Source organism: Variovorax endophyticus (genome assembly GCF_025376855.1).
Classification (GTDB): domain Bacteria; phylum Pseudomonadota; class Gammaproteobacteria; order Burkholderiales; family Burkholderiaceae_C; genus Variovorax.
This window is the reverse complement of the sequence record NZ_JAHUTH010000001.1, coordinates 93,522-107,251: the sequence shown is the minus strand read 5'-3', so window position 1 is coordinate 107,251 and position 13,730 is coordinate 93,522. Positions and strand designations below refer to the sequence as shown.

8 protein-coding genes are annotated in these 13,730 nt (G+C 72.1%); 7 read left to right on the top strand and 1 reads right to left on the bottom strand.

Annotated elements, in window-relative coordinates; translation table 11 throughout:
• Positions 1 to 306 precede the first annotated feature (306 nt).
• The 7 genes from bcsD to KV106_RS00445 are packed head-to-tail and all read left to right on the top strand — an operon-like array spanning position 307 to position 12,315.
• Positions 307 to 702 (top strand): cellulose biosynthesis protein BcsD, encoded by a 396-nt coding sequence (gene bcsD / locus KV106_RS00475; RefSeq protein WP_261205648.1) that lies wholly within the window; start codon positions 307 to 309, stop codon positions 700 to 702.
• Positions 699 to 1,268 carry a BcsR/BcsP family cellulose biosynthesis protein gene (bcsR, locus tag KV106_RS00470; protein ID WP_261205647.1) on the top strand — a complete coding sequence of 190 codons (570 nt, stop codon included), beginning with the start codon at positions 699 to 701 and terminating at the stop codon, positions 1,266 to 1,268. Before bcsD ends, bcsR begins: the two co-directional genes overlap by 4 nt.
• A gap of 2 nt (positions 1,269 to 1,270) precedes the next feature.
• The gene (gene bcsQ / locus KV106_RS00465) at positions 1,271 to 2,098 is read left to right on the top strand and encodes a cellulose biosynthesis protein BcsQ (protein WP_261205963.1); all 828 of its coding nucleotides are present in this window, start codon (positions 1,271 to 1,273) and stop codon (positions 2,096 to 2,098) included.
• A complete protein-coding gene (gene bcsA, locus KV106_RS00460) occupies positions 2,095 to 4,326 on the top strand; it encodes a UDP-forming cellulose synthase catalytic subunit (RefSeq protein ID WP_082322219.1) in 2,232 nt (743 codons plus the stop codon). The genes bcsQ and bcsA overlap by 4 nt, the downstream gene beginning before the upstream one ends.
• On the top strand, positions 4,323 to 6,722 hold the full coding sequence (gene bcsB, locus KV106_RS00455; RefSeq protein ID WP_057597800.1) for a cellulose biosynthesis cyclic di-GMP-binding regulatory protein BcsB: 2,400 nt from the start codon (positions 4,323 to 4,325) through the stop codon (positions 6,720 to 6,722). Before bcsA ends, bcsB begins: the two co-directional genes overlap by 4 nt.
• Before the next feature lie 29 nt (positions 6,723 to 6,751).
• Positions 6,752 to 8,005 carry a cellulose synthase complex periplasmic endoglucanase BcsZ gene (gene bcsZ, locus KV106_RS00450; protein ID WP_261205644.1) on the top strand — a complete coding sequence of 418 codons (1,254 nt, stop codon included), beginning with the start codon at positions 6,752 to 6,754 and terminating at the stop codon, positions 8,003 to 8,005.
• A complete protein-coding gene (locus KV106_RS00445; protein ID WP_261205643.1) occupies positions 7,981 to 12,315 on the top strand; it encodes a cellulose biosynthesis protein BcsC in 4,335 nt (1,444 codons plus the stop codon). The genes bcsZ and KV106_RS00445 overlap by 25 nt, the downstream gene beginning before the upstream one ends.
• 73 nt (positions 12,316 to 12,388) lie before the next feature.
• Here KV106_RS00445 and KV106_RS00440 read toward each other — a convergent pair whose 3' ends face one another.
• Positions 12,389 to 13,696, bottom strand: a complete 1,308-nt coding sequence (locus KV106_RS00440; protein ID WP_261205642.1) for a putative bifunctional diguanylate cyclase/phosphodiesterase — start codon at positions 13,694 to 13,696, stop codon at positions 12,389 to 12,391.
• Positions 13,697 to 13,730 lie beyond the last annotated feature (34 nt).

Sequence of the window (13,730 nt, the reverse complement as noted above, 5' to 3'; positions counted from 1 at the left end):
GGAAACCCCGGATTCAGCGAATCCATTTGGCTGACGAATACGTAACACTTAAGTTACCGGCTCGATCCAGGGAAGTCGCCTTCAAAGTCGGGGCCATGGATCGCACTGAACGGAACAGGGCGGAACGCGACTGGATCGTCACGAATTCCCGACAATCAGCTGTGAACTAGTACCAACTCAGTAAACGATTGTTGTCAATCGTTAACCATTCCCAGAGAATGCCCCAGCATGGAAGAAACAAACGGGGTCATCGATCACTTTGAACGCCGGGCTTGCAGCGCGCAGTGGCTCGCATTCAACCGCGGCATGGCAGCCGAACTGGCCGCCGGGCTTCCGCCCGAGGATTTGCACCAGCTTTTCTTCCGCATCGGCGAGAACGTGGCACGCACCTTTCCGGTGCCTTCCTGCGCGACCCTGGCCGAGCTCGAGACCGAATTCAATGCCCGCTGGGACAGCATCGACTGGGGCTACGGCACGCTGCGCGAAGAAGCCGACGGCCTGCGCATCCGCCATGCCTGCAGCCCGCTGGCCATGGCTTTCGGCCCCGAATCCACCGGCTGGAGCAGCGGTTTCCTCGAAGGCGTCTACCAGACCTGGTTCGCCGGCCAGCGCCTGCCCGCCTCGCTGCGGGTGCAGGCGCTGCCGTCCCCCGCGCAGCCCGGCGCGGTGATCGAACTCCGATTGGCGAGGTCTTCCACATGAGCAACGACGATCCATCCGCCGAAGACGTGGCCGGGCTGTTTCGCAAGTTCGGCGGCGACTCGCATGTCTACAGGGAATTCGCACCGCCCGAGCCGACCGATGCCGACGGCCGAGCCGGCTGGCCGCTGCTGTCGGGCGCGCCGATCGAGCGCGCGCCGGAACCGCCCGCCGCCCCGGTGCCGCCCCCGCCTGCCGCCCCGGTGCCGCCCCCGCCTGCCGCGCCGGTGAAACCGGTGCAGGCCGCGCCCGTGCCGCCGCCCGCGCCGGTCCGACCGGCTCCGGCCATCGCGCCCGCGCGGCCGGCCTCCCCGCTCGCGAGCCCGTTCGGCCCGGCACCGGCCGTCGCCGCGCCGGCCCAGCCCGTGCCCGCCTGGGCGGCCGCCCGGCCCGCTCCCGCTTTCGCTCCGGGCCCTGCCCCGGCCCATCCCTCCACCGCCACGCCGACACCTCCCGCCTCGGACGCACGGAGCCCGACCGAGCTGGACGCGCTGTTCGCGCGCCTGGCGGGACCGCAGCGCCCCGAGCCCCCGCCGGGCCCCATGTCACGCTGGCGCCGGCCGACGTGACCATGGTCGTCATCCCCGTCATTTCATCCAAGGGCGGTGTTGGCAAGACCACCGTCGCCGCCAACCTGAGCACCGTGCTCGCCGAGCGCGGCCACCACGTCCTGGCGATCGACCTCGATCCGCAGAACGCGCTGCGCTTCCACCTCGCCAACGACCCGCACCAGTGCGTCGAGGGCCTGGCCGAGGTCGCGGCCGGCCAATTGACCTGGACCCAGGCGATGCGCCCCGGCCATGGCGGCACGGTGGTGCTGCCCTTCGGCACGGTCGACGACGAACGGCAGATCGAGCTCGAGCAGCAGCTCGCGCGCCATCCGGACTGGCTCGGCGACACGCTCGCGCGCTTCGCGCTGCCCGAGGACACGCTGGTGGTGCTCGACACGCCGCCCGGCCCCACGGTCTACATGCAGCAGGCGCTGCGCACGGCCAACTTCTGCGTGGTCACGGTGCTGGCCGATGCCGGCTCCTTCGCCACCCTGCCGATCATCGAGCGCATGGTCGACAAGTACTGCCGCCCGCGCGCCGACTACGGCGGCAGCGCTTACGTGGTGAACCAGGTGGCACCGAGCCGCCGGCTCAACCACGACGTGTTCGAGATGCTGCGCGCGCGCCTGCAGTCGGAACTGCTGGGCGTGCTGCACCAGGACGAATCGGTGTCCGAGGCACTCGCCTCGGCGCTGCCGGTGCACCGCTACGCGCCCCTGAGCCAGGCGGCGCAGGACCTCTCGGTGTGCGCCGACCGGCTGCTGGCGCGCATCGCCGCGGCCACCGCGAACCGCAACGCCCCCGCACAGCCCGCGGCCGCCCCGGCCTGGCAGATGGAGCCCCGATGAACAGCAGCACGGCGCAGCCGGCCTCCGGGGCGGACTCCGCGCCGCCTCCCTCGCCCGATACCCCGCTGGGCGCCGACCGCCCGCCGCGGCCCGCGCCGGCCTTCCTGCGCCTGTGGCCGGTGCGGCTGGTGGGCTGGCTGATCCTGCTCACGACGGCACCCGCGCTGATCATCGCGCCCATGACCTTCGAGCAGCAGTTGGTGCTCTCGGTCGGCATCTTCCTGGCCGCGCTGTTCGTGAACCGCTTCCGCGGCCACTTCGCGGGCCTGGTGCTGATGCTGCTGTCGGTGATCGTCTCCTCGCGCTACACCTACTGGCGCATCACCGAGACGATGTACATGGACAACATCGTCGACCTGGTGCTGGGCGTCGGCCTGCTCATGGCCGAGCTCTACGCCTTCGTCGTGCTGCTGCTGGGCTACATCCAGACCGCCTGGCCGCTGGGCCGCAAGCCCTCGCCGCTGCCCGCGGACCCGGCCGAGTGGCCGACCATCGACCTGTTCATCCCGACCTACAACGAGCCGATGTCGGTGGTGCGCCCGACGGTGCTGGCCGCGCAGGCCATCGACTGGCCGCGCGACAAGATCAAGATCTACGTGCTCGACGACGGCCGGCGCCCCGAGTTCCGCGAGTTCTGCGATGCCGTGGGCGTGACCCACGTCACGCGCGACAACAACCGCCATGCCAAGGCCGGCAACATCAATGCCGCGCTCAAGAACACCAGCGCCGAGTTCGTCGCGATCTTCGACTGCGACCACATCCCCACGCGCTCGTTCATGCAGATCGCAATGGGCTGGTTCAACCGCGACGCGAAGCTGGCCATGGTCCAGTTGCCCCACTATTTCTTCTCGGCCGACCCCTTCGAGCGCAACCTCGACACCTTCGGCACGGTGCCCAACGAAGGCGAGCTGTTCTACGGCCTGATCCAGGACGGCAACGACCTCTGGAACGCCAGCTTCTTCTGCGGCTCCTGCGCCGTGCTGCGCCGCACGGCGGTCGAGGAAGTCGGCGGCATCGCGGTCGAGACCGTGACCGAGGACGCCCACACCGCGCTGAAGATGCACCGCCGCGGCTGGAACACCGCCTACCTCGCGCTGCCGCAGGCCGCGGGCCTGGCGACCGAGAGCCTGTCGGGCCACGTGGGCCAGCGCATCCGCTGGGCGCGCGGCATGGCGCAGATCTTCCGCGTCGACAACCCGCTGTTCGGCCGCGGGCTGCACTGGGCGCAGCGGCTGTGCTACCTCAACGCGATGCTGCACTTCCTGTACGGCCTGCCGCGCCTCATCTACCTGACGGCACCGTTGGCCTACCTGTACTTCGGCGCGAGCGTGATCCATGCCTCGGCCTCGATGATCTTCGCCTTCGCGCTGCCGCACATCCTGCACGCCAACCTGACCAACAGCCGGATCCAGGGGCGCTTCCGCTACCTGCTGTGGAACGAGGTCTACGAGGCGGTGCTGGCCTGGTACATCTTCCGGCCCACGCTGGTGGCGCTGATCAATCCCAAGCTCGGCAGCTTCAACGTGACGGCCAAGGGCGGCCTGATCCAGGAGCAGTACTTCGACACCTCGATCGCCAAGGCCAGCCTGGTGCTGCTGGCGCTGAACTTCATCGGCGTGGCGCTCGGCATCTGGCGCCTGACCTGGGTCGATCCGCAGAACATCGCCACCGTGTGGCTGAACCTGGCCTGGACCATCTACAACCTCATGATCCTCGGCGCCTGCGTGGCGGCGGCCAACGAGTCGCGCCAGGTGCGCGCCGCGCACCGCGTGACGCTCGACGTGCCGGCGGCGCTGTACTTCGCCAACGGCCACTCGATGCGCTGCAACACCTTCGACTTCTCGACCGGCGGCCTGGGCCTGGAGCTGCCGACCGAGGTCAAGCTGGCGCCCGACGAACCGATCGAGGTGGCGCTGTTCCGCGGCGACGCGGAGTCGCGCTTCCCCGCCACCGTGCGCTTCAGCAACGGCAAACGCCTGGGCCTTCGCTTCGCGCCGATGAGCTTCGCGCAGGAGCGCGCGCTGGTGCAGTGCACGACCGCGCGCGCCGACATCTGGGCCGCGCGCTGGGGCAACCATCCGCGCGTGGGCGTGCACCGCGTGCTGGCCCACCTGACGAGCATCAGCCTGGTCGGCTTCAAGGACATGTTCTCCCATTACTACCGGGCCGGCCTCTCGCGGCTGCGGCTGCCCAAGCGCTCCGTCGGAACGAAGAAGGAACCCGCGTGACGATCACTCCGAAAGCGCCGCGCCGCGGCGCCGCTCCCTCCTTCCGTCCGGCCGCCGGCGCCATGCTGGCCCTGCTGGCGCTGACCGCGGCCGGCACGGCCTCCACGCAGCAGCGTCCGGCCGCGCCGGCCGTCGTTCCCGCCACCGTTCCTTCGATCGCGCCCGCCGCCGTGCCCACGCTCGCGCTGCCGGCCCAGCAGCTGCCCGGCGCGGCCGCGGCGCCGGTGCCCGTGGCCAGCACGGCCGCGGCCGGCGGCACGGTGCGCGAGCTCAACCTCACGCAGCTGGGCATCGACTACGCGATCCAGCTGCGCGGCATCAGCGGCACCATCGGCATCCCGTTCAACATCCGCGCCGACGAGCTGGTGACCGCGGCCTCGTTCCGCCTCAACTATGCCTACTCGCCCTCGCTGATCCCCGAGCTGTCGCACCTGAAGGTGACGGTCAACGACGTGCTGGTCGCGACCCTGCCGGTGAACCGCGCCGACGGCGGCAAGCCGCAGACCGCCGACATCCCGATCGACCGGCGCCTGATCACCGAGTTCAACCGCATCAACGTCGAGCTGATCGGCCACTACACGCGCGACTGCGAGGACCCGGCCCACACCAGCCTGTGGGCGCGCATCGACGCCTCGAGCACGCTGCGCCTGAACGTGTCGCCGCTCAAGCTGACCAACGACCTGGCGACGCTGCCGCAGCCCTTCTTCGACCGCCGCGACGTGCGCCGCGCGCGCATTCCCTTCGTCTTCGGCAGCGCCGAATCGGGCCCGCTGCTCGAGGCCGCGGGCGTGGTCTCGTCGTGGTTCGGCGCGCTCGCCGACTACCGCGGCGCCGTGTTCCCGGTCTCGCGCGGCCAGCTGCCCAGCGGCCACGCGGTGGTGTTCGCCACCCCCGAGACCAGCCTGCCCGGGCTGGTGCTGCCCTCGATCCAGGGCCCGGCGCTGGCCGTGGTCGACCATCCGCAGGACCCGACCGCCAAGCTGCTGCTGGTGATGGGCCGCGACGCCAACGAGCTGCGCACCGCCGCCGCCTCGCTGGCGCTCAACAGCCGCGCGCTGTCGGGCGCGACCAGCGCGATCGCCGCCTTCCAGGAGCCGCCGGCGCGCAAGCCCTACGACGCGCCGCGCTGGGTGCCCAGCGACCGGCCGCTGCAGTTCGGCGAGCTCACGACCGCGGCCGACCTGTCGGTGACCGGCTACAACCCCGACGTGGTGCGGGTCAACCTGCAGCTGCCGCCCGACCTGTTCACCTGGCGCAGCCGCGGCATCCCGCTCGACCTGCTCTACCGCTACACGCCGCGCGTGCGGCCCGACCAGTCGACGCTCAACGTCAACGTCAACGAGAACTTCATCGGCGCGATCCCGCTGCGCTCGGCCAACCCGGCCGGCGACCGCTGGTACAACCCGCTGGCCGTCAAGCTGATGCCCGACGGCACGCTGGCCGAGCGCAAGGAAGTGATCCTGCCGCCGCTGGCGCTGGGCCCGCGCAGCCAGCTGCGCCTGCACTACTACTTCGAGCCCGTGGCCGGCCGCTGCATCCCGCAGCTCGACAACGTGCGCGGCTCGATCGACCCGACCTCGAAGATCGACGTCTCGGGCTTCCCGCACTTCATCGCCATGCCCGAGCTCGCGGCCTACGCCAACGGCGGCTTCCCGTTCTCGCGCATGGCCGACCTGTCGGACACCGCGGTGATCCTGCCCGACCAGGCCGACACCTCCGACACCGAGACCTACCTCGGCCTGATGGGCCAGATCGGCCGCGCCACCGGCTACCCGGTGCTGCGCGTGAAGGTGGGCCGCTCGGCCGAGGTCTCGCAGTGGGCCGACAAGGACCTGCTGGTGATCGGCAGCCTGCAGAACCAGCCGCTGTTCACGCAGTGGGCCGAGCGCATGCCGCTCAAGCGCGCCGCGGCCGCCAACGGCAGCGGCGACGGCTCGCCGCAGTTCAAGCTGTCGAGCTGGATCGACACCGCGATCGACTTCGTGATCGGCGCGCGCACCCGCGAGGACTTGCCGGGCTCGATGCAGATCGCGGTCAGCGACGACGGCCGCGACGCGGTGCTCGCGGGCTTCGAGTCGCCGCTGCGCAGCGGCCGCAGCGTGGTCGCCGCGATCTCCAACAGTACCTCGAAGGATGCGCTGCTCAACGCGCTGATGACGCCCGACCTGCTCAAGCGCGTGCAGGGCAGCATGGCCATCGTGCGCGACGCGCAGGTGCACAGCGTGCTCGGCAGCGACACCTACTACGTCGGCCGCCTGCCGCCGATCGCCTGGCTGCAGTGGAACCTCTCGCGCAGCCCGCTGCTGCTGGCGGCCCTGGTGGTGCTGCTGGCCGTGATCGGCGCCGCGGTGGCCTATGCCAGCCTGCAGATCCGCGCGCGTCGCCGCCTCAAGTGACGACCCGCGCCCCGGAGACCGACCCCACGATGACAGGTTCGAAGCCCACGCTTCCCCCTTCCGTTCCCGACCGGCAGCGCCGCTCGCTGTTCGCGGCCGTGGCTGCGTCCGCGCTGGCCTGGACCGGCACGCGCGCGGCCGCGCAGGCCGCGCCGACTGCCCCCGCGGCGCCACCCGCCGCGCCCATGCCCGCCACCTGCCACCCCGCCGCCGACTGGAACGCCTTCGTCGCGCGCCACGTCCAGCGCGACGGCCGCGTGATCGACTTCAACACGCCGCAGCAGCACTCGACCTCCGAGGGCCAGTCCTACGGCATGTTCTTCGCGCTGGTCCACAACGACCGCGAGCTGTTCGCGCGCGTGCTGGGCTGGGCCGAGACCAACCTCGCGAACGGCAGCGTCGCGAAGAACCTGCCGGCCTGGCAGTGGGGCCGCAAGCCCGGCGGCGGCTGGGGCGTGCTCGATCCGAATCCCGCCTCCGACGCCGACCTCTGGATCGCCTATGCGCTGATGGAGGCCGGCCGGCTCTGGAACGAACCGCGCTACGCGAGCATGGGCCGCAGCCTGCTGGCGCTGGTGGCGCGCGAGGAGGTGGTCTCGCTGTCGGGCTTCGGCCGCATGCTCCTGCCCTGGCCCAAGTCGGTGGCCAGCGGCTCGGTGTGGCGGCTCAACCCGAGCTACATGCCGCTGCAATTGCTGCGCTATTTCCAGCACGCCGATCCGCAGGGCCCCTGGGCCGCGGTGGCCGACAACACGGTGCGCCTGCTCGCGGCCACGGCGCCGCGCGGCTTCTCGCCCGACTGGTGCGCCTGGTCGGAGGACGCGCGCGCCTTCGTCGCCGACCCCGAGAAGGGCACGGTCGGCAGCTATGACGCGATCCGCGTCTACCTCTGGGCCGGCATGCTGGCCGAACAGTCGCCCGACCGCCGGGCGCTGCTGCAGGCCCTGGCGGGCCCGAAGCGCCTGCTGGCCGACCGGCAGCCGATCCCCGAGCTGGTCGACACCGCCACCGGCACCGTGCGCGGCATGGGACCGCTGGGTTTCGCCGGCGCGCTGCTGCCCTACCTGAAGGCGCAGGACATGCCCGAGGCGCTGGCCACCGAGCTGGCGCGCCTGCCCAATTCGCGCGCCGACGGCCAGCCGTCGACCGCCCTGCTTCCCTACTACGAACAGATGCTGCTGCTCTTCGGCCAGGCCTGGCTCGACGGGCGCTACCAGTTCCTCCGGAACGGCCAGCTGCAAACCTCATGGAGACTGCTATGTCGACCCACCCGCACGGCATGACATCGCCGCGCCCGACCCGGTTGCGCCGCGCTCCGGCAGGCCTGCCCTCCGTGCGCTGGCTGGCCTGCCTGGGCCTGTTCGCCACGCTGGGCGCCGCCAATCCGGCGCACGCCCAGGCCGACGCCGCCACCGCGCTGATCGAACAGGGCAACTACTGGCAGTCGCAGGGTCGCGCCGACCTGGCCGAGGAAAGCTGGCGCAAGCTGCTCAGCGTGAATCCGCAGTCGGCCGACGCGATGTACGGCATGGCGCAGGTCGAGCTCTCGCGCGGCAACGCCGAGCCGGCGCGCAGCTGGATCGCGCGGCTGCGCGCCGCCGCGCCCAACGATCCGCGCCTGTCGCGCCTGCAGCAGCAGGCGCAGAACCCCGGCCAGGGCAGCCTGCTGCAGCGCGCCCGCGCGGCGGCGCGCGCCGGTCGCGCGGCCGAGGCGGTGCAGCTGTACCGCGACCAGTTCGACAACCGGCCACCGCCCGAGGCGCTGGCGCTCGAGTACTACCAGACGCTCAGCAGCACGCCGCAAGGTGCCGACGAAGGCCGCCGCGGCATCGAGCAGCTGGTGCGCGAATACCCCGAGAACGCCAGCTACAAGCTCGCGCTCGCGCAGTTGCGCACCTACAGCGAGAGCACGCGGCGCGAAGGCATCCGCAGCCTGGCCGAGTTGTCGAAGCAGCCGACCGTGGGCGCGGCCGCGCGCGCGAGCTGGCGCCAGGCGCTGATCTGGCTCGACGCCCGCGCGCCCGACATGCCGCTGTACCGCGAGTTCCTCGCCAACAACCAGAACGACACGGCCGTGGCCGCGCGCCTCGAGGCGCTCGAAAGCGGCCGCACGACCGCGGCCTCGGGCCCGGGCGTGCCGCTCGGCGAGGGCTACCGCGCGCTCGACCGCGGCGACCCGGCGACCGCCGAGCAGCGCTTCCAGCAGGCGCTGCGCGCCAAGGCCGACGACAGCGAGGCACTCGGCGGCCTGGGCCTGGTGCGGCTGCGCCAGGAACGCTTCGCCGAGGCGCAGCAGTACCTCGAGCAGGCCGCGCGCGGCGGCAACACCAAGTGGAATTCGGCACTGCAGAGCGCCACCTACTGGAACCTCGTGAACCAGGCGCGCGCCGCGCAGGGCCGCAACGACCTGCGCAGCGCGCAGTCGCTGCTCGAGCGCGCCGTGCGCATCGATGCGCGCGAGCCCGTGGGCCAGGTCGCGCTGGCCGACCTGCGCGCCGCCGCCGGCGAGCTGCCGCAGGCCGAGCAGGGCTACCGCCGCGTGCTCGAGAGCAAGCCCTCGGATGGCCAGGCCCTGCGCGGCCTGATCGCGGTGCTCGGCCGCCAGGGCCGCGCCGACGAAGCGCTCGAACTCTCGCGCCGCCTCACGCCCGAGCAGGCGGCCCAGCTCGGCGGCCTGCGCGACATCCAGGTCGAGCAGGCGCGTGCCAAGGCGAAGCAGCAGGCCGATGCCGGCGACGGCGCCGGCGCGCAACGCACGCTCGAAGACGCCATGCTCGCCGCGCCCGACAGTCCGTGGGTGCGGCTGGATCTCGCCAACATCTACCGCCGCCAGGGCCTGGTGGCCGAGGCGCGCGGCGTGATGGAAGGCCTGCTGATGTCGCAGCCCGACATGCCCGACGCCCTGTTCGCGAGCGCCCTGCTGGCCTCCGAGACCGGCGATGCCGCCGCCGGCATGCAGTACCTCGAGCGCATCCCGGCCGGCTCGCGCACCCGCGAGATGGCCGCGCTGCAGCGCCGCCTCTGGGCGCAGTCGCAGGCGCAGCGCGCGCAGGCGCTCGCGCGCCAGGGCCAGGTCGATGCCGCGCGCCAGCTGCTGGGCCAGGCCGAGGCCTCGCTGAGCAGCGACATGCCGAGCGAGATCTTCGGCCAGCTCGCGGGCGCCTATGCCGACATCGGCGATGCGCCGCGCGCGCTCGCGATGAGCCGCCAGCTGCTCGCGCGCACGCCGACGCCGACCGTCGCCAACCGCCTGCTCTATGCCTCGGTGCTGCTCAAGACGCGCCAGGACATCGAGCTGTCGGCCGTGCTGCGCCAGCTCGCGAGCACCAGCATGACCTCGTCCCAGCGCGCCGACTTCGATGCGCTGCGCATCGCCTACGCGCTGCGCCAGACCGACGCGCTGCGCGAGGCCGGCAACCTCGAGGCCGCCTACAACGCGATGGCGCCGGTGCTGGCCGAGCGGCCCGACGATCCGAAGGCGCTGGCCGCGCTCGCGCGGCTCTATTCGGCCGCGCGCGACGAAGCCCAGGCGCTGGCGCTCTACCAGCGCGTGCTGCAGCGCAGCCCGACCGACCTCGACACCTTGCTGGCCGCCGCCGCGAGCGCGAGCGCGCAGCGCAACCACGGCGATGCCGAGAGCTACGTGATGGCCGCGCTCAAGCAGGCGCCCGACGAATCGCGCGTGCTGACCGCGGCCGGCCGCGTCTACCGCAATGCCGGCGACAGCCGCAAGGCCGAGCAGTACCTGCGCGCCGCGGTCGAGGCCGACAGCCGGCTCGCTTCGGGCGGTGCCCCGGGCGCGCCTGGCGTGCCGGGCGGCCTGCCACCCGCGAACCCCTTCGCCGGTATGACCGGCGGCGCCGCGAGCACCGCGCTGCCGGTGCCCGCGGGCGCGGGCGGCAATCCCTTCGCGCAGGCGCGGATGCAGCCGGTGGCCTATGCGCCGGCCGCCACCGCGGGCGCCTACCCGGCGACCTATCCCGTGCAATATCCGGCCTATGCGGCCGCTCCGGCGAACGCGGGCTATCCGGTCGCGGCCGCGCCGGGCGCCACGCCCTGGCCGACGACGAACGCGCAACCCGCGGCCACCGCCAAGGGCCGCCGCACGGCCGGCACCACGGGTACCACCGCGCCGGCCGCGAACACGCGCACCGCCGCGCGCGCGGCCAACACGCCCCAGGCCACGGCCTACATCGCGCCGCCGTTGCAGCAATACCCGGCGGCCGGCACGCAGACGCTGGCCCCGGTCTACGCCCAGGCACCGCAGCCCTATGTGCAGGGCGGCGGCCTGCTGCCGCTGCCTCGCCCGGGCTCGGCGCAGGTCGACGCCGGCTGGAATGCCGCGCCGCGCGCCCAGCCGCCGGCCGATTCGGCCGCGGCGGAGCTGCGCGAGCTCGAGGCCGCGCGCTCGGTCACCCTCACCGCGGGCACCGTGTTCCGCAACCGCGCGGGCGAAGCGGGCCTGAGCCGGCTGACCGACTTCGAGATTCCGTTCGAGGCCCGCTTCCCGGTCGGCGACGGCAAGATCGTCGTGGGCGTCACGCCCACCTTCCTCGATGCCGGCTCGCCCGCGGGCGACTGGGCCACCGCCAGCCGCTTCGGCGGCGGTCCCGGCTCGGCCTTCACCGGCCTGATGAACGGCACCACGGCCGGCCAGCAGAACGCCGCCGGCCTGGGCCTGAGCGTGGGCTACGAGGGCACGAACTTCGGCGCCAGCATCGGCACCACGCCACTGGGCTTCCAGCAGGTCAACCTGATCGGCAACGTCTCCTTCAAGGGCGCCTTCGGCGACTCCTGGTCGTACAAGGCCGACCTGTCGCGCCGGCCGGTCACCGACAGCCTGCTGTCCTTCGCGGGCGCGAAGGACGAGCGCACCGGCGAGCGCTGGGGCGGCGTGGTCGCCACCGGCGCGCGCGGCGACATCGGCTACGACGACGGCACCTACGGCTTCTACGGCTATGGCGCGCTGCACGGCCTCACGGGCAAGAACGTGGCGAGCAACTCGCGCTTCGAGATCGGCGGCGGCAGCTACATCCACCTGCTGAGCGAGCCCGGCAACAAGCTCACGCTGGGGCTCAACCTCGGCATCATGGGCTACGAGAAGAACCTCAGCTACTACACCTTCGGCCATGGCGGCTACTTCAGCCCGCAGAGCTTCGTGAGCCTCGCGCTGCCGGTGGACTGGAGCGGGCGCAACAACCGGCTGTCGTGGCGCGTCAATGCCTCGCTGGGCGTGCAGGCCTTCAACCAGAAGGACACGCCCTACTTCCCGACCGACAGCAGCCGCAACGGCGATGCCGGCCGGGCCGCCGCCGGCGCGGCCGCCCTGGGCCTCACCAACGCGATCTACACCGGCCGCTACGCGAAGACCTCGAAGACCGGCCTGGCCTACAACCTCGCCGCGGTGCTCGAGTACCAGCTCGCGCCCAAGATGTTCCTCGGCGGCTCGATCGGCCTGAACAACGCGCAGGACTACCGGCAGTTCACCGGCAGCCTCTACCTGCGCTACGTGTTCGACGGCTCGAGCACGCTGGGCGTGCCCACGGGCACGACGCTGCGACCGCTGGTGTCGCCCTACACGCCGCTGCTCTGAACGGCGAGGCGCCACAAAGAAAAACCGCGCGGCCCCGAGGGGACTCGCGCGGTTTTCTGTTCGTTGGGCGCGCTCAGCCGCCCGAGGCCGGCGCCCCCGCCACGGGCAGCGCCTGCGCGTAGTGCGGGAGCGGGGCCCACAGCGGCTCGCGCTCGAAGTCCGTCACCCATTGCGGAATGTCGCAGGCCGCCAGCGGCATCGAGATGCCATAGCCCTGGGCCAGCGCGCACCCCATCTCGAGCAGCGCCCCGCCGATCTCCAGCGTCTCCACGCCCTCGGCCACGGGCGTGCGGCCCAGCGCCTTGAGCAGCGCGAGGATGCCCTGCACGATCGCGCGGTCCTGCTCGCTTTCGAGCATGCCGCGGATGAAGGACTGGTCGATCTTGACCGAGGACACCGGCAGCTGGCGCAGGTAGGTCAGCGACGAATAGCCGGTGCCGAAGTCGTCGATGGCCACCGGCACGCCCAGGCCCTTGCAGGCCTCGACGAAGCGCGCCACGGTGGAGAACTTGCTGATCGCTGTGGTCTCGAGGATCTCGAGCTCGAGCGTGCCGGCGCCGAGCTTGGGAAACTGCGCCAGGTGCTGCGCGAGCCGGTCGACGAAGTCCCAGCGCATCATGTGGCGCGGGCTCACGTTCACGCTGATCGCGGTGCGCAGCCCGAGCGCGCGCCATTCGTAGGCCTGCCGCAGCGCCGCGCCGATCACCCAGTCGCCCATGCGCTCGGCGAGCTCGTCGCCCTCGGTGAGCGGCACGAACTGGCCGGGCTGCAACAGGCCGCGCTCGGGATGCTGCCAGCGGATCAGCGCCTCGACGCCCACCATCACGCCGCGCTGCATGTCGACCTTGGGCTGGTAGCAGAGGAAGAATTCGTCGCGCTCCAGGCCTTCCTGGATGCGCTGGCGCGCGCGCACCATCTGTTCGTCGGCATGGGCCTGCGGCGCGTCGAAGTAGTGCACCCGGCCGTCGCCCGCGCGCTTGGCGAAGAAGGCCGCGTGGCTGGCCTGGCGCAGCGCGAGCTCGGGCGGCGGACCGCTGGCGTCGAGCAGCCGCGCGCCGAGGCTGGCCTCGAGGTTGACCGCATGGCCGCGCCACTCCCAGGGTTCGGCCAGCGCGGCCAGCATGCGTTCGAGCACCTGGTGGCACTGCGAATTGCCGATGCCCGCGAACACGGCCGCGAATTCGTCGCCACCGACATGGGCCAGCAGGCCCTCGCGCGGCAGCTGGGCCTTGAGGCGGCGGCGCGCTTCTTCGAGCGCGGCGTTGCCGCCCGCCATGCCCAGGCGCTGGTTCACGTCGGCGAAACGGTCGAGGTCGATGAAGCAGACGATGGCCAGGCGCTTGCCCTCGCGGGCCCAGTCGGCCAGCAGGGGGCGCAGCACCTCATCGGGGGGAAGGCGTTTGAGTCCGGAATCC